Origin of the sequence: Streptococcus minor DSM 17118 (assembly GCF_000377005.1) — a bacterium.
In the GTDB taxonomy this organism is placed as follows: Bacteria; Bacillota; Bacilli; order Lactobacillales; family Streptococcaceae; genus Streptococcus; species Streptococcus minor.
Genome location: NZ_AQYB01000031.1, coordinates 145,423 through 172,146 on the forward strand (window position 1 = coordinate 145,423; position 26,724 = coordinate 172,146).

Genomic DNA, 26,724 nt, shown 5'->3' on the forward strand with positions numbered 1-26,724 from the left:
GTGAAGTGAGTTTACTCGCTTAATCATAAAAAAGAAAGGGAATAAGAACGAAGAGAGACAATGCAACTGAAGCCGCGCGCAAAGCCCGGAGAAAAGATACATCACGTAGAAAATCAGAGTTTTCTATGATTGTATTGCTTCTTTTTAGTTGCTCTCTTCGATCTTGGTATCTTAAATATGGCTGTAGAAATTATTATGCCGAAACTCGGTGTGGATATGCAAGAGGGTGAAATCATTGAGTGGAAAAAACAAGAAGGTGATTTTGTCAATGAAGGCGATGTAATTCTAGAAATGATGTCTGATAAGACTAGCATGGAGCTAGAAGCAGAAGACTCAGGTGTGCTCCTGAAAATTGTTCATGGCAACGGGGCAACTGTTCCTGTAACAGAAGTTATCGCTTATCTTGGTGCAGAAGGTGAAACGGTTGAAGTGGGTGCTGCTTCAGCAGATGTGGCACAAGCAACAGCTGATTTGAAGGCAGCTGGTTTGGAAGTTCCTGCTCCAACGGTAGCGGCTTCTCAAGCGCCTAAGGCTGAACTGGCTGCTGATGAGTACGATATGGTCGTTGTCGGCGGTGGTCCTGCTGGTTATTATGCGGCTATCCGTGGTGCGCAATTAGGCGGTAAAATTGCGATTGTTGAGAAGTCTGAATTTGGTGGTACCTGCTTAAACAAGGGTTGTATCCCAACGAAGACTTATCTTAAAAATGCTGAAATTCTTGACGGTTTGAAAATTGCGGCTGGTCGTGGTATCAACTTGGCTTCAACTAATTACACTATTGATATGGATAAGACAGTTGACTTCAAGAACTCAGTTGTGAAGACCTTGACTGGTGGTGTACAAGGCCTCTTAAAGGCTAACAAAGTTGAAATTTTCAACGGTCTTGGTCAAGTAAATCCTGACAAGACAGTTGTGATTGGTGATAAGGTTATCAAAGGTCGTGCTATTATCCTTGCGACTGGTTCTAAGGTGTCTCGTATCAACATTCCAGGTATTGACTCTAAGTTGGTCTTGACATCAGATGATATCCTAGACCTTCGTGAAATTCCAAAATCGCTTACTGTTATGGGTGGTGGTGTTGTTGGTGTTGAACTTGGTCTAGTCTATGCGTCATACGGTACGGAAGTAACAGTTGTCGAAATGGCTGATCGCATCATTCCAGGTATGGACCGTGAAGTGTCTATCGAGCTACAAAAAGTCCTTTCTAAGAAAGGCATGAAATTCTTGACCTCTGTCGGTGTATCTGAAATCGTTGAAGCCAACAACCAGTTGACTATCAAACTCAATGATGGTTCTGAAATCATTTCTGAAAAAGCTTTGCTTTCTATTGGACGTGTACCGCAGTTGGCTGGTCTTGAAAATCTGAACCTTGAGTTGGATCGCGGTCGTATCAAGGTTAATGAGTACCAAGAAACATCTATTCCAGGTATCTATGCACCGGGTGATGTCAATGGTACTAAGATGTTGGCTCATGCTGCTTACCGCATGGGTGAAGTGGCTGCTGAAAATGCTATCCATGGAAATCACCACAAGGCAAAATTGGACTTCACACCAGCAGCAGTTTACACCCATCCAGAAATTGCTATGGTTGGTTTGACAGAAGACCAAGCTATTGAGAAATATGGCAAGGAAAATATTCTGATTGGTCGCAACAGCTTTACCGGTAACGGTCGTGCGATTGCCTCCAATGAAGCGCATGGTTTCGTAAAAGTCATCGCAGATAAGAAATACCATGAGATCCTTGGTGTTCATATTATCGGTCCAGTTGCGGCTGAAATGATTAATGAAGCGGCAACAATTATGGAATCCGAATTGACAGTTGACGATGTAGCAGCATCTATCCACGGTCACCCAACCTTCTCAGAAGTAATGTATGAAGCCTTTCTGGATGTACTCGGAGTGGCTATCCACAACCCACCAAAAAGAAAATAAGAGTAGTAAGCATCATGTCTTAACATCTAGGCTCGAGTAGCTCAACTACTATCGTTTACCTAGCAACTCTTACTTGAACACGCAGACACTATTTCTCTGGAATAGTGTCTGTTTTTTTATGGTTTTTGTTCTGAGTGAGATTTAACAAAACACAGAGTATAGTATCAGTTTTTCACGTTTTTTAGCTAGGAAGCAAATCAAGAATAGTATATAATGGAATTATCAATGAAACGAGGTAAACTCATGCGCAACATTATTTTTTTGGATGTAGACGGAACGCTAGTGGACTATCACAACAGAATACCAGAATCAGCTATTAGGGCTATTCGAAAGGCGAGAAAAAATGGTCATCTAGTCTATGCCTGTACTGGCCGTAGCAGGGCAGAGATGCAACCAGAGCTTTGTGAGATTGGTCTAGATGGCATGATTGGAGGAAATGGCTCCTATGTAGAACACCAAAATCAGGTCATCATGCACCAACTTATTTCTTTGGAAGATGCCAAGGCAGTTGTTGATTGGCTTCATGAGCGTGGTTTGGAATTTTACCTAGAAAGTAATAACGGACTCTTTGCCAGTGAAGGTTTTCGAGATCGAGCTCGTGAAACCATGAAGATATATGCGATGAACAAGGGCAAGTCAGCAGAAGAGGTAGCTCATCAGGAAACAGAAGATGTTTTACATGGTATCGTCTACGGTGGAGAACTATACCGCAATGATCTCAATAAAATCAGCTTTGTTCTTAATTCCTACCAAGATCATTTAGACTCAAAAGATGCCTTTCCTCAGCTAGAAGCAAATACTTGGGGTGGTCGTGGAGAAACAGCTCTTTTTGGAGATTTAGGGGTGAAGGATATTGACAAGGCTCATGCAGTGGATGTGCTCTTACAGCATCTTGGAGACAAACGAGAGGCTACCATTGCATTTGGGGATGCCAAGATTGACATTCCGATGTTGGAATACTGTGCGATTGGAGTTGCAATGGGGAATGGTGGACCTGAGATTTTGGCAATGGCCGACATGGTGACAGATGATGTGGAACACGATGGCCTTTACAATGCTTTTGAAAAATTAGGATTGTTGGATTAGCAGTCTGGTCAAACTAATATTTTACAGAAGAAAGGGAAGTCCACAGTAGCTTCTCTTTTTACAGAAATCAAGGATGAACTCAACAAAACGGTATTAAAGGGGCGTTGGTTTAGTTCGGTCATTGATGATAAGTATGGGAAATAGCATCAATAACTGGTGATAGTACCCAAAAAAGCTGGGCCAATAACAATATTACACTCAGCAGTCTAAATAATCGGAGTTCATGCATCTATACAAAAAGGCAGTCAAGTTGACTGCCTTTTACTATCTTTCACTAAAGGAGATTTCGTAGTTATACATTGTGCAACTAGAGTTTCTACAAACTTTTATTACTTTTCCTCGTTCTGATATTTCGCGATAAAAGGAAAGCACAGTGCCACATTTGGAACATTTTGGAGTCATATAAATTCTCCTGTCTAAATCTTATTATTGCAATTACCGCAACGTTCCGCTCTGTCGCTTGTTTTTTTACCGCAAATAGGACATTCGATAGTTGCTTTAGTTATTATTTCTTTTGAGTGTATCATGACTTATCACCATCCGCTTTTCTTTCGGCATTGATTATATTCATAAGTGCATCTATGACTTGAAAGGTTATATAAAATAGCATTTTTACATTCTATGCATTTATTTCCAGTGCCGCGAGTTTTCTCACAGGCACAATACCATTCGTTAAGATTACCCATAATAAAAACCTCCATTTTATTTCGGAACTATTGAGTTCAGTTCTTCTAATGTGTAACCACTTTGTGATTTTAGTTCTAACAATGCTAAATCTATTAGGGTTCGTGCGTCAGCCGTGTCTGTTCTCCAGCGAGTAACTTCTTCCAAATTTGGTATTACTTTATTGGTTAGTAATTGAACTAACCCTTCAATAGTTTCCTTTTCCTGAACTAAGTTCATGTATTCAGCACGGTCAGCTCCATTAAATCTTTCTCCTAATTCATTTAGGTCGGCTAATAATTCTAATCTAGATGTCTTAGCTCTGGATAATATATCATTAGCTAACGACACTATCTCATTATATTTAGTGGTCGCAGATTGATTCATACTGCTTTTAACCCACCAAAATACACCGCCAATTACTACCAACCAAAATATAAATGCTCCCATATTTTCCTCCTCACAATTTTTGGTAAAACAGTATGTGTAAACGTTTTTTATATTTCATGAAGTCTGCCTTTCTTATTTATTTTCACCCCAAAACCCCTGCTACAATAGAGGGTTGAGCGTGTTTTAGTTAACGGTCGTTAACTAAAACAATGAAAAATCAAAAAATGCCAACTTGACGAATACCTTGAAACCCCGTCAAATCAACATTTTGAATATTTTTTATTGATAACTTTGATTGTTTTAACAAACGACCGTCTACTAAAACGTTTACATGCTTACTTTACCATTTTCCAATATATTCGTCAACTGTTTTTTATAATTTTTATCCTGTTCGTTCGGATATTATTACGATTGAGAACGCTATAAATTGTAGCGGTGGAAACGTGGAATTGTTTGGATAATTGGCGAATGGGTATATCAGTTAGTAGGTAATCTTGGATTATCTGATTCTCTAGTTCTTTTGAGATTCCTTTATTGCCAAGTTTCACGCCTCTTTCTCGTGCTTTTCTGAGCCCGTCTTTAGTTCTGTTGCGGATTGACTCCAATTCCCATTCAGCGACATAGCCGAGAATGAGACAGAAGAATTTTCCAGTTAGAGAGTTGGTTTCAATATTTTCTTGTAGGCTTTTTAACTGAATTGAGTGAGTGGTTAATTCTTGGATGATGTCAGATAACTGAAACATTTTCCGAGTTAAGCGGTCTAGTTTATATACTACAAATGTTACTTGAGTATTATTACCCGCAAGAGCTTTAGCTACCTTCATCGCTTTATTAAGTCTTGGCCTGTCTGTTTTTCCGCCAGAGTCTTTCTCGATGAAGATAATATCGCAATCTTTGAGCGCTTCTTTTTGAACTTCCAAGCCTAATTCTTGTCTATTGTCACTAGAGCTAACACGAGCGTAGCCAATCTGAACCGAAGTCTTGTTTTTGAATTTATTGATATAGTATTTTGTCACGATTTCTCCTTTGCTTAACTTTGATATTGTAGCAGGGGGATGGAGATTGGTTAAGTAGTGCGAGAGGCGGTAAAGAGAAACCTTGTTAAATAAAAACATTACTATATTTTCGTTTGATATATTGATTGAAAATTGTATCTTGACTTTGGCTGAGATTTCGTTTAGAATATACTCAAGAATAAAAATATCGAGGGCGCGCGTATAAGATTAGTTAATCAGCAGGTTTGAGGAGTACTAATGTCTCTATAGGCTGAAATGACTACTTTCTTCATGGCTCTGCGGGGTTATGAAAATCTAATCAATTCAACTTATAGGATATTCAGGGCTACTCAAACGGCTGGAGACTAATCTTATATAGCGCGTTTTTTCATTAAAAAAGGGGTGATGTCTGGAGTGTTAAACTTGTATAGATAGATGAAGCGGATAGGTCGTCTTTAAACTAGAACTTTAAAGGAGGAAAAGACCTATGAGAAGAATTATCAAGTTCTTATTTTGTGCGGTAACTTTAAAAACGCTACTCTTTTTTGGAGATGGCGGACTAGAGCAAAGCGCTGAGAGCAACCTATTCTTCATTGAAATTGGCGAAAATCTTGCGCAGACTATACAGCCGATAACTAGTGCGTTAGTCGAACACTTTTACTTAACTGCCCTTATCGCAATAGTAGCACTTATACTTTTTGCGATTATTACAATACTGAAATATTCAAACAAGGCGAGCCCTGACGATACAACAAATAAAAAAGAGAAAAAAATTAGCGCTATCATATTGAAGATAGCACTAAAACTTAAAATATATAAATAGACGACATAACTTCATCTATCTACCCAATCATCAAATCTGGCGGGATTTGATGATTTTTATTATGTACTAAAACATTTTTTAATATAGAGAATATTCAGACAACTGTGGATATAACCACAGTCTCACTATTATCTATAAAGAACAAATGTTTCTCGTTTTTCGTATTCTATATCTCTCGAAATAAAACACTTGCAACATTATATCACAGTTCGAAAATAATTGCAATATCGAAAACGTATTTTGTATTTTTCGAAAGTGTAATAAGATTGTTAAATTTGTAGTTGACAATTGTTCGTCTTCTACTCTTCAATTATATCACATATTTCGAAAAGTAGTCAAAAATAACCTGAGATGAAACCGTTTTGTTTTATTTCAGAAAGAATTGTTAGGCTTTTCTGTTTTTTTACAGAAAATATAGGTTCAATTCTTTCTCAGGTTCAATATAGTAAACAACAACACTTCACTATCATTCAACTGCTTAGCACCTCCAACCGTTAACTCGATATTATCCTTATCCGCAAAACTCCGCTCTTCAAGATATTCCACTGTGTCATTTGTCAGATGTATCATATCTTTCATCTTTTGGGTGGTATAGTCGTAACTAGATTTTATAGATACCGCCATGCTTTCTATCATGAATATCTTTCCGATTGCTTCTTTAGGAAAATAGCGGTCTATCGCCTTGAATGCTTCATCCTTACTTTGATATAACCCCATGAGTAAAATAACTTTTGAGGCTGTTTGGAATTTTTCAGAGATAAACTCCTGGGTGCGTTCATTGATGCTTCCGTTTTGGATAACAAAGCTATTTTGAATAATTGGCATTTTTAGGATTGAATCCCTGACAAGCAGGCGAAGAGAAGAAGAAGTTGTTAGGGTGTTGGTTAGTTCTGGATTATTCAACGCTTCTGTCGTGTAACATTCTATAAAATATCCTTGGTTGATTTTAGGGTTGGTCAGTATATTTTCAAATGTAGTTCTATGTGAGAAGGGGGTTAGCAAAATTTCGTTCTCTAAAAACTTCAAGATATTGTCTTGAATGATTTTAAAGTGCCTCAATTCATCGGTATCTTTTTGCGGAATGTTAGGCGCATTGACTAAATATATAAGTAGACTTGCAATAAATAGCTCATCTGTCTGAGCGTTGTTCAAAGTTTCAAGTTTAGTAGAACCAAAAACCGCAAGAGCCTCTTTGTTGTATGAAGAAAGTTCATTTTTCGCCTTGGCTACTGCTTGCTTATAATTGAAATCTTCATTATCGTTTATTGACTCAAGAACAGAAGAAATTCTTTTGACCTGAAAATCATAATCGCTCAATGGGAGAGCTTCAATATAAAACTCTGGCACATTCTCCTCGCCAGTAAAAAGGCGGTTACTAGAAACTCTGTTTATTTCTGGGATAAATAAAGTTTTTGGGTTATTCTCACTAATTAGTCTGCTCAATATTGAATTTACGAAACTTTCTTGGTTTCGTTTTTTCTTTTCGCTTTTTTGTAGTATATAACAAAACCAACCAAGTCTAAATCGTGACATAGAAACTCCTTGAGATTTTTGAGATTTTTTGAATGATGATTGAGATAACGGATATGGCTATAATAAAACCATAAGTTAGCTAACTTATCTCAATTATATCACTTCAAAAGGAGAAAATCACATGACTCATTCACTCTCAAAACGCTCACAATCTTCTCAGCCCTTGGCGCAAGTTGCCAGCCCATATCAATTGGAAGTCGCTCGCAAGCTCAGTCAGTCTATGGCGGATAATCAGGCGCGAGAGCTTCTGGCGACAGATATTCTGTATAAGGTAGGAAATCTGGCGCTGATTCAAGCTGAAATCTTGAAAAACAACCCCGAAGCCCGTGACTATACCGATTATATCTTGCGTGCTTTCACACATTACACGACCCAACATTTGAAATAAGGAGGCTCTTATGAATATCTATTTCTGGTTTTCCTTGGCGTGGGGAGTTCTTGCCGTCTTGTTGTTCTTGTGGGACTGTTTAGAAGAAGATTCTTCCGACCGTTCTTCAAACTATTATTCTCCAGAAGAACAAGCCTTGGCGGAATATCTCGAAAAGAAACAAGCGATTAACGAGATTTACCTCAAAGCACACGCCGAACTCTTGAAGTCTTACAAGCGATAAAATGCCCAACTTGGATTAGACAAAAGGACAAAATATGTTCTAATAAACTACTGTTTATCTATTCAAAATTTATTCCAATCGCTCGAAAAGTTGCCAAAACTCAATTTCGAATTTTCCCAAACTTGGTGTATAACTGAAAGCAAGAAAGGAGACCAGCTATGAAGAAACTCATCGCCTACATTCTGGCATTTGTCGCTTGCGCTTGGCTTGTCAATTACGCCGTCAAGCTAATTCTAGAAGTATGGCAAGTGTTAATCTTCGGAATAGTTGCTATGCTAGTTGGCTGGTTCGCCTTTCGAATTATCAAACATAAAGATTGGAGGTAAAGATGAAGCGTCAATTTGAAGCCTTGTCGTGGAGTGAATGGACTTGGCAAAGACCTTTTTCAGAAGAAGATGTTCGGTCGCTTCTCGGTCAGTTGGTTGGATTGAGCCGGCGCAAAGCAATTGTTTTTGAAGTCAGAATCAAGCAGAACAAAGTTCGCTATCTACTCGGAACAGAAGAAGCAGACAAAATCCACATTCAAAATCTGATTAAATTGCATCGAAAAATTCAATTTTCGAAAGCTCCCAAGCGTGAAGCCGTCTCAATTGCTCGCATGGTCGAAATCAAGCAATCGCACTACGCTCTTCAAACGCAGTCAATGGAAGACATGATTCGTTCTGTTTTAGCGTTATCAAAAGCGGTTCAAACAAATGAAGAAATTGTCATTCAGCTCATTCTTGGTCAAGGGTTGCCACCAAAACCAGAACCGAAACAACTACCCAATCTGTCGGCGCGTTGGTATCAGGTTATTACTAACAATATTCCAGAGCTATCGGAAAACTCCAAAAAGCTCATGCGCCAAAAGTTAAGGCAAGCTACCTTCAGGTGCGAGATTCATGTTGGTATATCGTCTCGGAGTATCTTACGAAGTAAAGAATTTTTCTCCAGCCTAACAAGTAGCTTTCGAATGTTAGAGACGACTGCTCGGATTGATTTGAAGTCAATACCTGCGAGCAAGATTCAAACCGCCCAAGCGCCGTGGTCTTATCCATATAGTTTGGCAATTTCTGACCTTGCTTCATTCTTACTCTTGCCAATTGGTGAAGAAAAAATATCTGGCGTTCCTGCTATCCACCCAAAACTGACAACGCCACCGCTTGGCTACAATCTTGGGAAAAATACTGCCAGAAGTTTAGCCCAAACCATAGAAAGTCAACCAAGACCAATTCAAATCACTAGCCAATCCGCCAAAAAACATTGTATGTGGTTGGGTTCAACGGGTTGCGGAAAAACTACAGCAATGAGCCACTTGATTCTGTCGGATATTCGGTCAAGAAATCATAGCATTGTGGTGATTGATGCCAAAGGTCAACTCACACACGAAATTCTAGAGCGAACGCCACCAGAACATGACCAAGATATTGTCGTTATCTCGCCAACCTCAAAAAGGCTGGTCGGAATCAACCCGTTCGAACTAACCAAACAAGGTATTGAACCAGAAGTTATCGCCGACTATCTCTTGGAATTGTTCAAAGGGTTGTATCCAGACCATTTCGGAATCTATTCTTTGGATATTCTGTCGCATAGCTTTTTAACGCTCGCCAGAACGCCAAACGCTACACTTGCCATGTTGCCGAGTTTATTGACTAACAAACACTTCAGGCAAAAAATCCTCAAAGACTTGAAAGACCCGATTGGCTTAGAAAGTTTCTGGAACTGGTTTGAACTATTAAGCGATGCTCAACGCCACCAGATGTTAAACCCAATTTTGAATAAATTTCGTCAGTTCTTGCTTCGCCCACAACTCAGGGCGATGCTTGGACAAGCTCAGCCCAAAATCAGCCTGGCGGAAATTTTCAAATCTCGAAAAATTGTTCTGATACCGCTCAATAAGGCGGTTATCGGCTCGGAATCTGCCAAACTCATTGGTAGCCTTATCACTTCTATGCTCTGGATGTTGATTTTGCGCCAATCTGCGGTTGAACCAAGCAAACGCCAATCGGTCTTTGTTTATATTGATGAAACGCCTAGCTTTTTGGGGCTTCCTAACGCCAATCTGGACGAAGCTCTTTCACAATCTCGCCAGTTTAATGTTGGCTGGAATATCGGTTTCCAACATTTGGCGCAACTTTCTCCTCAGCTCAAAGCAGGCATCGAATCCAACGTCGCCAACAAAATTGTCTTTGGCCTGAACTTGAACGAAGCCAAAGAAATGGCAAAATCCACGCTCGAACTCGAAAAAGAAGACTTTTATTCCTTGCCACCATTTTGGGCGTATATTCGAACCGAGGTCTCACCTAACACTTATCGCTGGATTATTGGCAAGACTTTTCTGCCTAGTCCAAAAATACGAGATAGCCGAGCGCCATATCTGAATAACTTGACCAAATACGGGCAAAATATAGCAGAATTAGAGCAAGAATTTCGGCAGTGGAATACAGAAAAAGTAACTTCGAAGCCTAGTGAATGTCATATCGATTTAGCGGATTTGGGTCGAAAAAAGCGTTCCAATCGGTCTTCGAATCGTGTAGGTGAAGAAACCCCAGCCGACAGCGACAAATCGGGCTAAAAGCTAGAAGTTTTCACACGACTTACTCCGTAATTAGGCTATTTTTACGGCAACACAAACTCAACTTTTTAAGGAGAACAAAACAGATGAAATGGAATCAACTAACGGCTAACGATATAGCAATTCTGCATTTTCTGAATCAAGCACGCCTTGCCACCACTCACCAACTCGCCCGCTTATTTTATTCAGACAGTCCCAGCCCAGAAACTGCTATTCGTCGCGCCAATTTTACCACGAAAAGACTAAAGCAAGAAGGCTTAATCTCACACCTAGACCGCCGAATTGGCGGCGCGCGAAAAGGCTCTGCGTCTTATGTTTGGCAAATAACTTTTCAAGGCTTGAAAGTCTTAAAAGGCAAAGATAACACGATTGCGCTCAGATACAAAAATCGCTACGAACCAACCCAACACCATGTCGAACACACTCTGGCAATAACTGAAATTTTTGTCGAAACGATTGAAGTTGCTAGAAATTCCGGTGCGATTTCTCTTGAAGATTTTTCCTTTGAGCCGACTTCATGGCGTGATTATCAAAAACTTTCTGGTGTTGGCTTGACACTCAAACCCGACGCTTATCTGGAGTTATTAAATGGCGAATATGAAGACCATTACTTCTTAGAGATAGACCGAAGCACCGAAAGCCTCGCTCGTGTGGTCAATACGTGCAAGAAGTATATCGAATACTATCGTTCTGGAATCGAACAGCGCCAAAAAGAAGTTTTTCCGTATGTTCTTTGGATTGTGCCAGACGACAAGCGCAAGACGGCAATTTCCAAAGCAATTCAAAATGAACTATATAACTTTTGGGAATTGTTTACCGTGATAACGCTAGATGAATATCAAAGTTATATCAAAGGAGGTTTGGAAAATGAATCAGAAGAATAAAGACCGAGATTCAAGCCAAGCCCCGCACACCTTAGCAGAACACCGTCGAATTGGTCGAACGACTTACTACATTTACCATTCTTTTACTGGAAAAAGACCGCTTGAAAAAGTGCTAGAAAGGTTGATTTTAAGCGATAAATCACTGTTTTAACAGTAGTAAAAATGGTATAATAGTAGTATAGGTGTGTGAACTCCAAAAAGGAGAAAACACATGAACAGAACTTTGACAATTCCATATTATAACCAAGTAGATACTTCTAGACTTTCGAGCATTACGGTCGTTTATTGTCGCTTGAGTCAAGATGACGGACTAAACGGAGACAGCAATTCAATCATCAATCAGAAGAAGATTTTGTCTGAAGCCGTTCAGCGTGAGCGTTTAGAAAATCCGATTCTGTTTGTTGATGACGGATATAGCGGAACGAATTTTGACCGACCAGCTATTTCAGAAGCGTTACGGTTGGTGGAAAATGGACAGGTTTCAAACTTCATTGTTAAGGATTTAAGCCGTTTAGGGCGGTCTTATATCAAGGTTGGACAACTAACGGAAATTACTTTTCCTAGTTTTGATGTTCGATTTATCGCCCTAAATGACGGTGTTGATTCGAACAAGCCCAACGAAACCAATTCGATTTTCTTACCAATCAAGAGCCTCATGGATGAAATGTATGCGGCGGACACCAGCAAGAAGATTCGGGCGGTTATTCAAGCCAAAGCTAAAGCAGGCGAACGAGTGACAACAAATCCGCCTTATGGCTATCTAAAAGACCCCGAAAACCCCAAGAACTGGATAGCTGACCCCGTAGCTAGCGAGGTTGTGAAGCGGATTTTTCAAGAAGCTAAAAACGGTAAAAGCCTGACCGAGATTGCGAAACTTTTAGAGAGCGAAAAAATCTTCAAACCAGACCGTTATCGCTTAGAGATTGGATTGAAGCCGATTTCTTCTAGTTCAAATGTCGAAACTTTGCCATATTATTGGACTAGGGAGACTTTAAGCGCAATTTTGTCTCGTGAAGAATATCTGGGGCATACGGTCAATCTTCGAACGCAGACCAAATCTTACAAGGACAAGCGGTCAATCGATAAGCCCAAAGAAGATTGGCTAATTTTCAAAGATACACACGAGGCAATTATAGACCAAGAAACTTTCGATATTGTTCAGAAAATGCGCAATCACAAGCGGTCTAATCAGCGCTACAAAAACCGTGTTGGTCATGAAAATCTGTTTGCGGGGCTGGTCTTTTGTGGAACTTGTGGGCGCAAGCACTATTTTTGTCCACAGGAGAAAAACGGGCTGAATCACGACCACTACAAATGTTCTGGCTATCGCAAGCCGATTGACGGTTGTGAAAATCCGCACTATATTCAAAAATCTGCTTTGATTGAGATTGTAGGCGTAAAACTTCGGCAAACCATTCAGGAAATTCAACTAGACAAAGATAAGTTCTTGAAAAAGCTAGAGCAACAAAGTCAAGTTAAATTTTCGAAAGATAACCAACGCCAGCGCCAACAACTCCAAAAAGATGAACTTCGTTCGAAAGAGATTGACACGATTATTCAAAAGCTCTATGAAGATAATCTACTTGGGAAAATTTCTGATGACCGTTTCGTAAAGTTAAGTCATAGCTATGAAGACGAACAGAAACAGCTTCAAACTTCAATCTTAGATTTAACAGAAAAACTCGCCAAACAACAAGAAGATAGCCAAAACATCTCCAAGTTTATGGCAAGAATTTCCAAATATACAGAACTACCAGAATTAACCGTTGAAATAGTGAACGAACTGATTGACAAGATTGTAATTCACAAGCCAACAGGCACCAAGCGCAATCGAATCATTCAGGTTGATATTCACTACAACTTTATCGGAAAACTAAACAACGAAAAAGCGAGTCAGGCGGACTGACTCGCTGATATTGCCTATAATAACTAAACTGCTTTTTGTCAGCTGAGCTAAAGCCCAGCTTTTTTTATTCATTATGGTACTTTTTATCTCTTTCAGGGATATTTTCTTGATCAGAGCGGTAGCGCTCGGCCCGAACAGTTAAACTATATTTTTCTCTGAGGTCCAGGATGTCTTGCATCATAGGAGAAGCATGGTGAATATCTAGGGCTTCTTGGTCTTTCCAAGTATCCACCAAGAGGATAGTTTCGGGATCAGATAGGGACTGGTAGTAGTTATAGGCGAGATTGCCTGGCTCTTGGCGAATTTTTGTCGCGATGCCGGTTTCTTCCATTTCTGTTACAAAGAGACTAGCGGAGCCATTTTGTCCACTATAGTAGAGTTGCATGGTGATAGTCATAGATTTTTCCTTCCATTTTTGGACTGTTTACAATTTTTCAGGTCGAGTGCCAATATAACTATGCTTCTTGCGGAATTGCTTCCGGTAGCGGCTAGGTGTCATATGGTAGTAGCGTTTGAACTGACGATTAAAGTTGGAAAGGTTATTGAAGCCAACCTGATTGGAAATCTCCAATACAGTTTTGAGACTGGATGTCAGTAGACTACAGGCTTCACGAAGACGGACTTGGATGACAAACTCCATACAGGAGGTGCCTGTCTGCTGCTTGAAAACAGACATAAAGTGAGTCTTGCTATACCCCATGTAATCGGCCATCTCCTCGATGGTCAGATTTTCCTGATAGTGGTGATGGATATGATCAATCAACCCCCGTAGTTTTTCATTCTTACGGTAAAGATTATCTGTATTCTTCTTGATAATATAATCATGCTGATAGAGGAGATGTAGAAATTGAAAAAGCTGACTTTTGAGCAGAAGCTCATAATAAGGTTCCTGCCTTTTGATGATGTCAAAGATAGTAAAGAGAACTTCTTTGATAGCAGAATAACCTTCCTGATGAGGCTGAATGCGAAGGACAGTTTTTAAAATGTCATGTTGCAAAGGCTGTAGGTAGAGCATGGAGGTTTGATCCAGGTTGGACGTTCCCAAGAAGTCCAAGTGGTATACCAGACTGTCAGTTACATGCTCCAAATCTTGGATAGGGTGAATAGAGTGCATGGCATTTGGTCGAATCAGGATGATGTCACCAGTCTGACTATCAAAATAATGATAGTCAATATGGTAACGGGCAGAACCTTCATAGACATAATTGATTTCAAATTCATTGTGCCAATGAAAAAGCACATCGGGAATCCCGTTTTGGACATGGGTATGGTAATATTTGAGTGGCATCAAGTGGTTATCATAATCAATCTGATGCTGGAAAAACTGATCTGTTAAATGTTGCTTCATAAGGGCCTCTTTATCGGATGATAATATCAGTATGCCATATTATTAGCTTAGAAAAGGGGTTACAATCCATTTATACTATATTTATACAAAAAATTCAAGTTAAGGGGAAATGCTGCTATGAAGATTGAACATGTGGCACTTTACGTTAGGGACTTAGAAGGAGCAAGGGCTTTTTTTGAAAAGTATTTTGCAGCACAATCCAATGACCTTTATCACAATCCAAAAACTCATTTTTCCTCCTACTTCCTGAGTTTTATGGATGGAGCAAGGTTGGAAATCATGCAGAAATCTACCATTAGTCAGGACATGCTCCCTGTCGAGCGTCTGGGCTTTATTCACCTAGCTTTTTCCTTGGGCTCTAAGGAAAAGGTTGACCAGCTAACAGAGCGTCTGAAAGAAGATGGTTACGAGGTAGTTTCTGGCCCCAGAACAACTGGTGACGGTTATTACGAATCCTGTCTTCTTGGCTTTGAAGGAAATACGATTGAATTGACAATTTAGCGGACTCATCATTAGATTACATACCAGTAAACCCAAAAGGAGTTTTTCAACGGTATAATTTCCAAAAGGTTTCCTCATGATGACTGTATGGACTACCACTGCGCTATTGTCAGCCATGACAGGTGAGATACGCAAGCGTTATGGCTTCATCTATGTTGATATGGACGATGCTGGAAATGGTACTCTGGAGAGGACACCAAAGGATTCCTTCTATTGGTATAAAAAAGTGATTGCTAGCAACGGTGAAGATTTGGAGTAAGGCTCACCTCTTATTTATTTAGAATGGTCTGCATTTAGTAGCCATTCTTTTTTAGGAGAAACGAAGACTGGCAAGTAATCGATAACGATAGGAAAGATATAGCTGTTTGAATGATTGACGAAATAGTTGTTTCAAAGCAGAGCAGGTTTGATATAGTTTTATCCGCAGTCAAAAGATGCAATAGCAGAGGAAAGTATCATCATAACAGTGGATAGGACTAGTTCCTTGCTAGACAATATGGTAAGATACTATGTATTATCACTTAAAGAAAGAGGTTTTTATGGCAGCACTTCAGACATTGGTTCCTGTATTTTTTATGCTGGGTCTAGGTTATCTATCTCGTGTTAAGAAATGGATTAGCCCAGAGCAAAAGGCTGGTGCCAATACGATTGTCTTTACAGTATTATTTCCGATTATGATTTTTAGTTTGTTGGGGTCTGCCCAGTTGCGCCTGGAAACAGCAGGGATAATAGTCTATGTGACAGTAGCCTTCTTTTTAGCCATGATACTAGGTAAGATATTAGGGACTTTTACCGGGATAAAGCAGGCTCATTTTTCACCTTATCTTTTAACAACAGTCGAAGGTGGAGCAGTAGCATTACCTCTTTATCTCTCTATCGTTGGGCAATCCAGTAATACAGTCATCTTTGATTTGGCAGGCTCCATTATTGCTTTTTTGGTTATTCCTATAATGATTGCAAAGACATCTGAGGGGCAGAAATCATGGAGTCAATTGGCTAAAGAAGTCTTCTTTCATCCCTTTGTAATCGCCATTTTGCTAGGACTTTTCTTCAATCTTACTGGACTCCAATCATGGATATTGCAATCATCCTTCGCATCCCTTTATACGGGGATTATAGATAAGGCAACAGGACCGATTTTGGGTATGATTCTCTTTGTCTTAGGCTACGATTTTCATCTTGACTTCCATACGCTCAAGTCCATGCTTCGTTTGATGATGGTGAGGTTGGTTTACTATATTTTCGTCATCGCAGGTTTTTTCCTGCTTTTCCCAAGTTTTATGGCAGACAAGTTTTTCCTTATTGCTGTGCTATTGTATTTTATGTGCCCAACTGGTTTTGCTATGCCTCTCTTGATTCAGGATTCGTTTAAGGATGAAGGAGACCGTACCTATGTGGCGACCTTTATTTCTCTTTATATGGCTATTACGATTCTGGTTTACACAGTTCTGGTGGTCATTTTTGTATAAAGATATGCTTTGTCAGCTTTAGCTGGCTTTTTTGCTAGAGAGATGCTATTTGGCAGAACAGAGGATAGTATCAGTTTTTCATAATATAGGATAGGAAAAGGCTTACATATTTTGATAAACTCAAGAGGACTACAGTGTAGCGGACTAACTTTCTACACATACTTAACTTTCTTTAAAAATGAGGTAAAATATGTCAACAATAAAACAATTTCCAGAAGGTTTCCTATGGGGTGGGGCAACTGCAGCAAATCAGTTTGAGGGAGGATTTGGTGAGGGAGGTCGTGGTTTTGCAACCTCTGATACAGCCCGAGCAGTTAGTCCAGAAGAGCGTAAACTCATGACTGGTGAGTTTACGACACCTATGAATCGTGAAAAATTAGATTTTGCTCTCCAAGATACGGAGGGTCTTTATCCGAAACGTTGGGGTTCAGATTTTTATCACCGCTACAAGGAAGATATTGCCCTTTATGCAGAGATGGGCTTTAAGACCTTCCGTCTCTCCATTGCTTGGCCAAGGATTTTCCCCAAGGGTGATGAATTGGAGCCAAATGAAGAGGGCTTAGCTTTTTATGACAAGGTATTTGATGAACTCAATAAATATGGCATTGAGCCTCTAGTGACCTTGTCTCACTATGAATTTCCGATTTATCTAGTAACAGAATATGGTGGCTGGAAAAATCGCAAAGTGATAGACTTCTTTGTTCACTATGCCAAGACTGTTTTCAAACGTTACAAGGGAAAGGTCAGGTATTGGTTGACCTTCAATGAAATCAATATTCTTGGACTGACAGGCTACTTGTCTGGTGGTCTCCTGTTTGAAGATGGTAAGCTTCATTTGGATGAAATGTATCAGGCGGTGCACCACCAATTTATTGCGTCCAGTTTAGCAACGAAGACTGCTCATGAGATTGACCCAAACAATCAAGTCGGCTGTATGCTAGCCCGCATGGAAGCTTATCCAGCAACTTGCCATCCGGATGATATCTTTCATGCACTACAAAAGGATCAATCCAATCTTTTCTACTCAGACGTCCAGATTCGTGGGGAGTATCCACGCTACATGAACCGCTTCTTCAAAGAAAATGGGATCCAGATTCAGTTTGAGCCAGGTGATGAAGCTATTCTCAAGCAGTACCCTGTTGACTTCATGAGTTTTTCGTACTACATGACATCTGTGACACGTCATCCCAACAACCAAACACCAGAGCAAAAAGAGACAGCAGGAAATCTGCTTTTGGGAGAATCCAATCCATATCTAGAAGCCTCAGACTGGGGCTGGCAGATTGATCCTGTTGGTCTGCGCACCACTCTCAATAAACTCTATGACCGCTATCAGATTCCCCTCTTTATTGTAGAAAATGGTTTAGGGGCTCTGGATACTGTTGAAGCAGACGGTTCGATTCATGATAGCTACCGCATTGATTACTTGGAGAAGCACGTTGAGCAGATGTACGAAGCCATTCAAGATGGAGTTGAGCTGATGGGGTATACTTGGTGGGGTTGTACGGACCTTGTATCAGCCTCTACCTCTGAAATGTCCAAACGCTATGGCTTTGTTTATGTGGATGCTGATGATTATGGACAAGGAAGCTTTGATCGTTCTCGTAAGGATTCTTTCTTCTACTACAAGGACTTGATTGCCTCTAATGCGGCAAATATTTTGAATGATTAAGGAGCGCTAATGGGCAAAACATTTTATTTAATGCGGCACGGAGAAACACTTTTCAACACTCAAAAACGGGTTCAGGGTTGGTGCGATTCGCCCTTGACAGAAAATGGTATCGAACTCGCTCGGAAAGTGGGCCACTATTTTACTGAGCAGGGTGTGAAGTTTGATAGAGCTTATTCCTCTACTCAGGAGAGGGCTACAGATACCTTGAAGTTAGTTACCACTGCACCTCATCAACAGCTTAAGGGACTCAAGGAAATGAATTTTGGTATTTTTGAGGCCAGAGAAGAAGAACTTCTGCCTAAGCACAGACCAGGTTCTCGTTCCTTTGAAGACTTATTGGTCCCGTTTGGTGGGGAAGATATCCGAGAGGTTGGTCAACGTGTCCGTGAGACCATTATCTCCGTTATGGAGACTGTCTTTGATGAGACCATTCTTATGGTCAGTCATGGAGCAGCTATGTGGGGCTTGGTACAAGTTCTGGACATTCATTTTCCACCGGGAGTGTTTCTCCCCAATTGCGCTATTTTAAAGCTAACTTACCTAGATGGTCAGATCAGATTTGACCAATTGATTGACCCAAATCAAGATTTCATCACTTATGATTTCTAAAAAAAGGGGGTAACAATGAAGAAATTGTATCTTATGCGCCATGGACAGACTCGTTTCAATCTGCAAAAACGAATTCAAGGCGCCTGTGATTCTCCATTGACAGATGAAGGCATTGCTCAGACCCAGGCAGCTCATGATTATTTCAAGGAACAGGGAGTTCAGTTTGACCGTATTTACTCCTCAACTCAGGAAAGAGCCTGTGATACAGCAGAGCTTGTCAGCGGCCGAACGGATTATATCCGCTTGAAAGGCTTGAAAGAGCAGGATTTCGGTGCCTTTGAGGGCCAGCAGGAGTATCTCAATCCGCCCCTGCAAGGTGATATTGGTTATGGAGATTATTTTGTGACCTACGGGGGCGAAGATTATATGATGGTTCGCCTGCGGATGGAAGCAACCATGCGGGATATTTTGAACAACCCTGACAATCAAACGGTGCTTGTTGTCAGTCATGGTGCTGCCATTGCCCAATTTTTTAGACATGTCTTGACAGATTATCCAAGGGTTCGGATGAGAAATTGTAGCATTCTGGAATTTGATTACCAAGATGGCCAATACGACCTTCTATCCATTATGGACCCAGTGAATAGGGAAGTCCTCTATCAAAAAGAAACCAATAACAAAAGGAGAAAGAAATGACACAATTAAAACCATTTCCAGAAGGATTTTTATGGGGCGGTGCGACAGCTGCCAACCAATGTGAAGGAGCCTACGATGCCGATGGTCGTGGCCTAGCCAATGTCGATGTTGTGCCTATCGGTGAGGATCGCGAAGCCATCATCACAGGTCGCAAGAAGATGTTCGATTTTGAGGATGGTTATTTTTATCCAGCCAAGGAGTCTATCGACATGTACCACCGTTTCAAGGAGGATATTGCTCTTTTTGGCGAAATGGGCTTCAAGACCTACCGTCTCTCCATTGCCTGGACTCGTATCTTCCCTAAGGGGGATGAAGAGCAACCAAATGAAGCGGGTCTAAAGTTCTATGAAGATCTCTTTAAGGAGTGCCATAAATATGGTATCGAGCCTTTGGTGACTATTACCCACTTTGATTGTCCGATGCATTTGATTGAAAAATACGGTGGTTGGCGTAATCGTAAGATGCTAGGCTTTTATGAAAATCTTTGCCGGGTCCTCTTTAATCGTTATAAGGGACTGGTGAAGTATTGGCTCACTTTCAATGAAATCAACATGATTCTCCATGCACCGTTTATGGGAGCAGGTCTCTGCTTTGAAGAAGGAGAAGATGTAGAGCAGGTCAAATACCAAGCAGCTCATCATGAATTAGTTGCGTCTGCTATTGCCACTAAGATTGCTCATGAAGTAGATCCAGAAAACAAAGTAGGTTGTATGCTAGCTGCAGGCCAATATTACCCACATACCTGCCATCCACGCGATGTCTGGGAAGGCTTACAGGAAGACCGTGAAAATTATTTCTTTATCGATGTACAGGCTCGCGGTTACTATCCAAACTATGCCAAGAAAAAATGGGAACGTGAAGGTATTGAATTAGATATCCATGAGGAAGATTTGGAACTCCTCAAAGAGCATACGGTTGACTTTATATCCTTCTCTTATTATTCTAGCCGTGTCGCTTCAGGTGACCCAACTGTCAAGGAAAAAACAGCCGGAAATATCTTTGCCTCCATCAAAAATCCATACCTGGATGCTTCAGAATGGGGCTGGCAGATTGACCCACTCGGTTTCCGTATTACTCTCAATTCCATCTGGGATCGCTACCAAAAACCACTCTTTGTCGTAGAAAATGGACTAGGTGCTGTGGATACACCAGATGAAAATGGCTATGTAGCAGATGACTACCGTATCGCTTACTTACGGGAGCACATCAAGACTATGAACGACGCCGTTAATGAAGACGGTGTGGTATTGTGGGGTTACACGACTTGGGGTTGTATTGATCTCGTTTCAGCCGGTACTGGTGAGATGAAAAAACGCTATGGCTTTATCTATGTAGACCGTGACAATGATGGCAATGGCACACTGAAACGCTCAAAGAAAAAATCCTTTGATTGGTATAAAAAAGTCATCGCTACAAACGGCAGTGATATTGAATAAACAAAAAACAGGTCATAATAGACCTGTTTTTTGTTTTGTATACTAGGATATCAAAAATTTTATTGTGAAAAAGTTCGTTTGCGAGCTCTTCCCGTTGTCAATTATCTTCCTTTTCATTATAATAAGAGTATCTGTCAAATAAGAAAGGAATCATGTGCAGCTAGTTTTTGGCGCGCAAGGTAGAAAAAGATGAAATACATCGTCAACAATTCCAACGATCCAGCCTATAATATCGCTCTTGAAGCTTACGCCTTCAAAGAATTAACGGATATTGATGAAATTTTTATCCTCTGGATCAATGAACCAGCTATCATCATTGGTAAACACCAAAATGCTATCCAAGAAATCAACAAAGAATACACAGATGAGCATGGCATCCATGTGGTTCGTCGTCTTTCAGGTGGAGGGGCAGTGTATCATGACCTCAATAACCTCAATTACACCATTATCTCCAACAAATCAGAAGAAGGTGCTTTTGATTTTAAAACCTTCTCCAAGCCTGTGATTGATACCTTGTCAACTTTGGGAGTTGAAGCCAACTTTACTGGCCGAAACGACCTAGAAATCGATGGTAAGAAGATTTGTGGCAATGCTCAAGCCTATGCCAAAGGTCGTATGATGCACCATGGTTGTCTATTGTTTGATGTAGATATGACAGTCCTTGGTCAAGCGCTGAAGGTTTCTAAGGACAAGATTGAATCAAAAGGCGTCAAGTCTGTCCGGGCCCGTGTCACCAATATTAACAATGAATTGCCTGAGAAGATGACCGTCTTGGACTTTAAGGAAGCGATACTCAACCAGATGAAAAAAGAATACCCAGATATGGATGAGTATGTCCTTTCAGAAGACGAATTGGCCCGTATTCAGGAAATTCGTGATAGCCAATTTGCGACTTGGGATTGGACATTTGGAGCGACCCCTGAGTATACTGTTGAGCGCAGCGTCCGATACCCAGCTGGTAAGATTACATCCTACATCAAAACTGAAAAATCAGTTATCGAGTCTATCAAGATTTACGGAGATTTCTTTGGTATTGGAGATGTATCTGACATCGAGCAACTCCTTATTGGCACTCGCTATGAGTATTTAGATGTCCTTGAAAAACTCAAAATGGTTGATACAACCCATTACTTCTCGCGTATGACTACAGAAGAAGTAGCCAAGGCGATTGTGGCATAAAAAGAAATACCCCTTCCTCTATGTTAACTTCAGAGGAAGGGGTGTTTTTGCTGTGAAACAATATAGTTGTCACTGATTGGTATAAAAAGATACATTCTCATTGACCCAGCCTCGGGTTACTAGGACGATCATCTCATATTTGTCAGGGGAGTAGAGATGAACATTTAGTCCAGGATGGTATAAGCGGTAGACAGATTTTTTACCGGACGAATACCAAGCGATTCCTTCAGCATGCCAGCCTCTGGTAGCCAATATATCATTTTCTTTTTTGTTTGTTGTGTAAAGATGCTCTTTTAGTATAGGGCTGTAGAGCCGGTAAACAGGTGTCCCTGTTGTTGCAGTAACAAAGGTCTGTCCCTCGAAATTCCAACCACGAGTCTTTAAAACATTGGCTTCATTGAGATTTTTTGTGTAGAGATGACGCTTGATAGAGGGATTATAGAGCCTGTATACAGCTGTGGAACTAGCAGTTTGTTTATTTTTGACAGTGATACGAGCGCTAGCGGTTTTTCCTCCTGCTAAGGTTGTTACGACAATGTCGGTCTGCCCAGCTGCCAAAGCTGTGACTTTTCCATTAGAGACGGTTGCTACCTTAGGATTGGTTGAGTGCCATTTTACTGACTTATTACTAGCATTGCTTGGGAGGACAGTCGCATGTAGAGCAAAGGAATCTCCAACTGTTAGGGTGTGAGCTGTTTTATTCAGGCTGACACTCTGGGAGCTGATAGTCTTTTGGATATCCTTAAAATGGATAAATCCACTCACCCGGCTAACATGAACCAGACGTCTATTGTATAAGCCAGGACCACCTCTCCATGAGTTATAATCTTCGATTTCGACGTAATCCCCACTGATGCCAGATACCCAGGCGACATGTCCACTACTAGAAGCATCAGCTACATTCGAATCCCACCAAGCAACGCTTCCAAGTGCAGGTGTTTTATTGACTGTATAGCCCCTTGCCCTAGCACGACTTCCCCACTCATGGGCATTTCCATAGCCTCTGACATCCTTAAAACCATTTGCATGCATCAGGCGAAAGGCTACAAAGGAGGTACATTGGCGGTGGAAGTAACTCCATGGGTCAACAGTATAGTGGGTATAAGGGATCTTCTTTAGTTCAACTGGATAGTCATCACCACGTGCAATACTGATGCTACTCTCTAAAATAGGAAGGCCGCTATCTTCCATCGGTTTTCTAGTTTCAGTAATTTCTTCCGTTGTTGTTGCTTCACTTGAGGGAAGGGCTTCGGTGCTGGGTAAAATGGTTTCAGCTATGGTTGTGGTTTCAGAAACTGTGGTAGTTGCTTCCGTCACAAGGACAGGCTCACTAGTTGTCGCTTCCGTCGTTGCTAAAACCTGTGTAGAAGCGCTTGTTTCCAAAAGTAGAGCTAGTAACAAAGCCGAACAAAGTGACTTCCTAAAATTTATCATATCCTTCTTCCTAATTTCTCATTATCATTATATAGTACCAATATTCTACCATGGAAATCAGCTCCTTACTAGACACTCAATTGAAATTTAAAGAAACTGTAACACAGTTGACATGATAGGTACCATAGCATTTTTCAGCCAAATCATTTCCATTCTTTTCTTGAAAAAGATAAAATAGAGAGTATTGGAATAACTTAAAATTTTATAAAGGATGAGAGAAGCTATGTCAAATGATATTCGTGTGTTGCTGTATTACAAATATGTCCCTATCGAAAATGCGGAAAGCTATGCCAAGGAGCATTTAGCCTTCTGTAAATCCATTGGTCTAAAAGGTCGGATTTTGATTGCCGATGAGGGTATCAATGGTACGGTTTCAGGTGACTACGAGACCACCCAAAAATACATGGATTATGTCCATGCCAATCCTCTCCTTAGCGATCTTTGGTTCAAGATTGATGATGAGCCGAAAGACGCATTCAAGAAAATGTTTGTTCGATATAAAAAAGAAATTGTTCACCTTGGATTAGAGGATAACGGCTTTGACAATGACATTGATCCTTTGGTCACAACTGGTGCTTACCTTAGTCCAAAACAGTTCAAAGAAGCACTCTTGGATGAGAATACAGTTGTACTAGATACCCGAAATGATTATGAATATGACTTGGGTCATTTCCGCGGTGCTATCCGTCCAGACATCCGTAATTTCCGTGAGTTGCCTCAATGGGTTCGTGACAACAAGGAAAAATTCATGGAGAAGCGCGTGGTAGTTTACTGTACTGGTGGTGTTCGCTGCGAAAAATTCTCTGGCTGGATGGTTCGTGAAGGTTTCAAGGATGTCGGTCAGCTACATGGTGGTATCGTAACTTATGGAAAAGATCCTGAAGTGATGGGTGAGCTTTGGGATGGAGCTATGTATGTGTTTGATGAGCGCATTTCTGTCCCGGTAAATCGTGTGAACCCGACCATTATCAGTAAGGACATGATTACAGGCGAACCTTGCGAGCGCTATGTCAATTGTGCCAATCCTTTCTGTAACAAACAAATCTTCATGACAGAAGAAACTGAGAAGAACTATGTACGTGGCTGTTCTGCAGACTGTCGTGCACATGAGCGCAACCGCTATGTATCTGAAAATAACCTTACCCGAGAAGAATGGGCAGCTCGCCTTGAAGCTATTGGCGAGCACTTGCCGGAAGCGGTTCTTGCCTAAATAGATTTCTAAACAAATCAGTACCAACTGATTTGTTTTTTTACCTAATAAAAAAGGTCAAAATTCTAGTTTTTTTAGAAAAACTTTGATAAACTAAGACTAGTGAAAGAGGTTTCACAACAGCCTCGATTGGATAAAAAAATAGATAATAGATTGAAAGGAAAGTAAAAATTATGTTCATCAGGGCTTCAAAGAGACAGTTTTTATTGGTAGCTTTGTGTATTATCTTGGGCACGCTGCTTCATTCTAAGGTTTTTGCCAGTTCGGTCAAACAAATCAGTGGAGACGAGTCCAACGGAAAAATAGAGTTTGTAACCAATGAGTTTCCAACCTTTGAGGTAGCCAAATCATTTTTTGATGGACCTATGGAAGACATGCTGAGCCAACAAACCTATCAGGGAGATTTGCTTCCAGTGAATCCTAGTACATCAGATACGACTTACATTATCAAGATACGCGTAGATTTTAACAAATATCATTCAGGCTCCAGTCGATTTGATGTTGAAACACTTTCTTGGGACATTATCGCAGCAGCTGATGAGGCCATTGCCAGGATAAAACCTATCCCCGGACAAAACTCTGTTCGTCATATCAATGTCTATCGTCTCTACCATCCACATCTCAAGACCCACCTTTATACGACGGATACTCATGAAGCGAAAATTCTTCAAGGTCGCGGATGGCTGTATGAAGGCATTGCTTGGAAATCAGAAAGAGATGAAGGTGAGGCAGTCTATCGACTGTACCATTCAGGTCTCAAAGTTCATCTTTATACGAAAGATAGCCATGAGTACAAGGTGCTTGCAACTCGTGGTTGGAATCAAGAAGGAGTTTCTTATCATTCCTTTGGGACTGTACCAGTCTATCGTCTCTACCATTCAGGGCTGAAAAAGCATCTCTATACGAAGGATGTAAATGAATATAATATTTTGGCAACTCGTGGCTGGCTTCAAGAAGGACTAGCTTGGAATAGTCAACCCTAACCAAAGTTATCTAAACTCAAATAATCAGTTCAATTTGAAAAAGCTGTTTTTGCTATTCTTCCAAAGAAATAAAAAGAACCGACATCCTACTGGATATCGGTTGAGCTTATAAGGGACGTTTATTGGGAACCCCAGCTTTGCGGGGGTACTTATTAGGCGTCTCTTTTTTCTTTTCAACAATGGTTAGGGTTCGTGGGTCACCATTTGGCAATTGGTAGTCTACATTTTCAAGAACCTTAGCAAAAAGGAGGTTGAGTGCAGTCTTTGCTTGGAGTAATTCGTCCTCGGCATTGGAAGCCTTTAGAGCTATGAGTTTACCACCTATCTTGAGAAAGGGGATGGTCAGCTCTGCTAAAATTTGCATCCGAGCTACAGCATGGGCAGTTACAAAATCAAACTGGGCTCGAAACTTTTTGTCCTGAGCAAAATCTTCTGCCCGACCATGGTAGAAATGAACTCCCTCCAAGCCTAATTCCTCAGCTAAAAGATGGAGAAATTGGATGCGTTTATTGAGGGAGTCGATGATCGTTACGTCTAACTGTGGCCATAGGATTTTCATAGGCAGGCTAGGAAAGCCAGCACCAGCACCAATGTCCAGAAGACTAACAGCCTCCTTTTTCACATAGCCTTGCAATAGGGGTGCTAGAGAATCGTAGAAATGTTTGAGATAAACCTCATCTTCTTCAGTAATAGCTGTTAGATTGATTTTTTCATTCCATTCTACAAGTAACTGAAAATAGCGGTGAAATTGTGTTTTTTGCAAGTCGGTCAGCTCAAAACCTAGTTTAGCCAACTCTTGGTAAAAGATTTCTGGTTTCATAAGTCTATCTTATCATATTCAAGCTAAAAGAAAAACCCAGAAATTTTTTC

Annotated in this window: 27 protein-coding genes; 20 read left to right on the forward strand and 7 right to left on the reverse strand. The window is 40.6% G+C overall.

The window, feature by feature from the left end:
- The first annotated feature begins 177 nt into the window (after window positions 1–177).
- Both lpdA and F602_RS0104950 read left to right on the forward strand, forming a co-directional pair.
- Window positions 178–1,932, forward strand: coding sequence for a dihydrolipoyl dehydrogenase (lpdA, locus tag F602_RS0104945; protein WP_026183312.1), 1,755 nt, complete (start codon window positions 178–180; stop codon window positions 1,930–1,932).
- Between the two features lie 243 nt (window positions 1,933–2,175).
- Window positions 2,176–3,018 carry a Cof-type HAD-IIB family hydrolase gene (locus tag F602_RS0104950; protein WP_026183313.1) on the forward strand — a complete coding sequence of 281 codons (843 nt, stop codon included), beginning with the start codon at window positions 2,176–2,178 and terminating at the stop codon, window positions 3,016–3,018.
- A 702-nt stretch (window positions 3,019–3,720) separates the two neighbouring features.
- On the opposite strand, the gene F602_RS0104955 is transcribed toward F602_RS0104950, so the two are convergent.
- The gene (locus tag F602_RS0104955; RefSeq protein WP_018166860.1) at window positions 3,721–4,131 is read right to left on the reverse strand and encodes a hypothetical protein; all 411 of its coding nucleotides are present in this window, start codon (window positions 4,129–4,131) and stop codon (window positions 3,721–3,723) included.
- A gap of 302 nt (window positions 4,132–4,433) precedes the next feature.
- Window positions 4,434–5,087 (reverse strand): recombinase family protein, encoded by a 654-nt coding sequence (locus F602_RS0104960; protein WP_018166861.1) that lies wholly within the window; start codon window positions 5,085–5,087, stop codon window positions 4,434–4,436.
- Between the two features lie 466 nt (window positions 5,088–5,553).
- On the opposite strand from F602_RS0104960, the gene F602_RS0104965 reads away from it, so the two are divergent.
- Window positions 5,554–5,889, forward strand: a complete 336-nt coding sequence (locus F602_RS0104965) for a hypothetical protein (protein WP_018166862.1) — start codon at window positions 5,554–5,556, stop codon at window positions 5,887–5,889.
- A 420-nt stretch (window positions 5,890–6,309) separates the two neighbouring features.
- On the opposite strand, the gene F602_RS0104970 is transcribed toward F602_RS0104965, so the two are convergent.
- Window positions 6,310–7,422 carry a hypothetical protein gene (locus tag F602_RS0104970; RefSeq protein WP_018166863.1) on the reverse strand — a complete coding sequence of 371 codons (1,113 nt, stop codon included), beginning with the start codon at window positions 7,420–7,422 and terminating at the stop codon, window positions 6,310–6,312.
- Between the two features lie 121 nt (window positions 7,423–7,543).
- On the opposite strand from F602_RS0104970, the gene F602_RS0104975 reads away from it, so the two are divergent.
- The 7 genes from F602_RS0104975 to F602_RS0105005 all read left to right on the forward strand — a co-directional run bounded on the left by F602_RS0104975 (window position 7,544) and on the right by F602_RS0105005 (window position 13,377).
- Complete coding sequence (locus F602_RS0104975; protein WP_018166864.1) at window positions 7,544–7,810, forward strand: hypothetical protein; 267 nt, start codon at window positions 7,544–7,546, stop codon at window positions 7,808–7,810.
- A gap of 10 nt (window positions 7,811–7,820) precedes the next feature.
- On the forward strand, window positions 7,821–8,033 hold the full coding sequence (locus F602_RS0104980; RefSeq protein WP_018166865.1) for a hypothetical protein: 213 nt from the start codon (window positions 7,821–7,823) through the stop codon (window positions 8,031–8,033).
- Window positions 8,034–8,191: 158 nt separating this feature from the next.
- A complete protein-coding gene (locus tag F602_RS10990) occupies window positions 8,192–8,359 on the forward strand; it encodes a hypothetical protein (protein WP_018166866.1) in 168 nt (55 codons plus the stop codon).
- A 2-nt stretch (window positions 8,360–8,361) separates the two neighbouring features.
- Complete coding sequence (locus F602_RS0104990; RefSeq protein ID WP_018166867.1) at window positions 8,362–10,587, forward strand: type IV secretory system conjugative DNA transfer family protein; 2,226 nt, start codon at window positions 8,362–8,364, stop codon at window positions 10,585–10,587.
- Between the two features lie 86 nt (window positions 10,588–10,673).
- On the forward strand, window positions 10,674–11,471 hold the full coding sequence (locus F602_RS0104995) for a replication-relaxation family protein (protein WP_018166868.1): 798 nt from the start codon (window positions 10,674–10,676) through the stop codon (window positions 11,469–11,471).
- On the forward strand, window positions 11,455–11,622 hold the full coding sequence (locus F602_RS10995) for a hypothetical protein (protein ID WP_018166869.1): 168 nt from the start codon (window positions 11,455–11,457) through the stop codon (window positions 11,620–11,622). Before F602_RS0104995 ends, F602_RS10995 begins: the two co-directional genes overlap by 17 nt.
- A 60-nt stretch (window positions 11,623–11,682) precedes the next feature.
- A complete protein-coding gene (locus F602_RS0105005; RefSeq protein WP_018166870.1) occupies window positions 11,683–13,377 on the forward strand; it encodes a recombinase family protein in 1,695 nt (564 codons plus the stop codon).
- A gap of 64 nt (window positions 13,378–13,441) precedes the next feature.
- Here the strand turns inward: F602_RS0105005 and F602_RS0105010 are convergent, their stop codons facing one another.
- Together F602_RS0105010 and F602_RS0105015 are read right to left on the reverse strand one after the other, a co-directional pair.
- Window positions 13,442–13,774, reverse strand: coding sequence for a putative quinol monooxygenase (locus F602_RS0105010; RefSeq protein WP_018166871.1), 333 nt, complete (start codon window positions 13,772–13,774; stop codon window positions 13,442–13,444).
- A gap of 27 nt (window positions 13,775–13,801) precedes the next feature.
- Window positions 13,802–14,725, reverse strand: a complete 924-nt coding sequence (locus F602_RS0105015; protein WP_018166872.1) for an AraC family transcriptional regulator — start codon at window positions 14,723–14,725, stop codon at window positions 13,802–13,804.
- Between the two features lie 117 nt (window positions 14,726–14,842).
- Between F602_RS0105015 and F602_RS0105020 the strand changes: the two genes are divergently transcribed.
- The 8 genes from F602_RS0105020 (at window position 14,843) to lplA (ending at window position 22,227) form a co-directional block, all read left to right on the forward strand.
- A complete protein-coding gene (locus F602_RS0105020) occupies window positions 14,843–15,226 on the forward strand; it encodes a VOC family protein (protein ID WP_018166873.1) in 384 nt (127 codons plus the stop codon).
- A gap of 76 nt (window positions 15,227–15,302) precedes the next feature.
- Window positions 15,303–15,485, forward strand: coding sequence for a family 1 glycosylhydrolase (locus F602_RS0105025; RefSeq protein WP_018166874.1), 183 nt, complete (start codon window positions 15,303–15,305; stop codon window positions 15,483–15,485).
- Between the two features lie 280 nt (window positions 15,486–15,765).
- The gene (locus tag F602_RS0105030; RefSeq protein WP_018166875.1) at window positions 15,766–16,695 is read left to right on the forward strand and encodes an AEC family transporter; all 930 of its coding nucleotides are present in this window, start codon (window positions 15,766–15,768) and stop codon (window positions 16,693–16,695) included.
- A 190-nt stretch (window positions 16,696–16,885) separates the two neighbouring features.
- A complete protein-coding gene (locus F602_RS0105035; RefSeq protein ID WP_018166876.1) occupies window positions 16,886–18,367 on the forward strand; it encodes a 6-phospho-beta-glucosidase in 1,482 nt (493 codons plus the stop codon).
- A 9-nt stretch (window positions 18,368–18,376) separates the two neighbouring features.
- A complete protein-coding gene (locus F602_RS0105040) occupies window positions 18,377–18,976 on the forward strand; it encodes a histidine phosphatase family protein (protein WP_018166877.1) in 600 nt (199 codons plus the stop codon).
- Between the two features lie 15 nt (window positions 18,977–18,991).
- On the forward strand, window positions 18,992–19,612 hold the full coding sequence (locus tag F602_RS0105045) for a histidine phosphatase family protein (protein WP_018166878.1): 621 nt from the start codon (window positions 18,992–18,994) through the stop codon (window positions 19,610–19,612).
- Window positions 19,609–21,048: a 6-phospho-beta-glucosidase gene (locus tag F602_RS0105050; protein WP_018166879.1), complete on the forward strand. Its 1,440-nt coding sequence runs from the start codon at window positions 19,609–19,611 to the stop codon at window positions 21,046–21,048. The genes F602_RS0105045 and F602_RS0105050 overlap by 4 nt, the downstream gene beginning before the upstream one ends.
- 189 nt (window positions 21,049–21,237) lie before the next feature.
- Complete coding sequence (gene lplA / locus F602_RS0105055) at window positions 21,238–22,227, forward strand: lipoate--protein ligase (protein ID WP_018166880.1); 990 nt, start codon at window positions 21,238–21,240, stop codon at window positions 22,225–22,227.
- Between the two features lie 69 nt (window positions 22,228–22,296).
- Here lplA and F602_RS10585 read toward each other — a convergent pair whose 3' ends face one another.
- Complete coding sequence (locus F602_RS10585) at window positions 22,297–23,661, reverse strand: CHAP domain-containing protein (RefSeq protein ID WP_018166881.1); 1,365 nt, start codon at window positions 23,659–23,661, stop codon at window positions 22,297–22,299.
- A 223-nt stretch (window positions 23,662–23,884) separates the two neighbouring features.
- Here F602_RS10585 and trhO point away from each other — a divergent pair, with 223 nt between their 5' ends.
- Together trhO and F602_RS10590 are read left to right on the forward strand one after the other, a co-directional pair.
- The gene (trhO, locus tag F602_RS0105070; RefSeq protein WP_018166882.1) at window positions 23,885–24,871 is read left to right on the forward strand and encodes an oxygen-dependent tRNA uridine(34) hydroxylase TrhO; all 987 of its coding nucleotides are present in this window, start codon (window positions 23,885–23,887) and stop codon (window positions 24,869–24,871) included.
- Between the two features lie 173 nt (window positions 24,872–25,044).
- Window positions 25,045–25,854 carry a hypothetical protein gene (locus F602_RS10590; RefSeq protein WP_018166883.1) on the forward strand — a complete coding sequence of 270 codons (810 nt, stop codon included), beginning with the start codon at window positions 25,045–25,047 and terminating at the stop codon, window positions 25,852–25,854.
- 106 nt (window positions 25,855–25,960) lie between these two features.
- Here F602_RS10590 and rsmG read toward each other — a convergent pair whose 3' ends face one another.
- Window positions 25,961–26,674 carry a 16S rRNA (guanine(527)-N(7))-methyltransferase RsmG gene (gene rsmG, locus F602_RS0105080; RefSeq protein ID WP_018166884.1) on the reverse strand — a complete coding sequence of 238 codons (714 nt, stop codon included), beginning with the start codon at window positions 26,672–26,674 and terminating at the stop codon, window positions 25,961–25,963.
- Window positions 26,675–26,724: the final 50 nt, after the last annotated feature.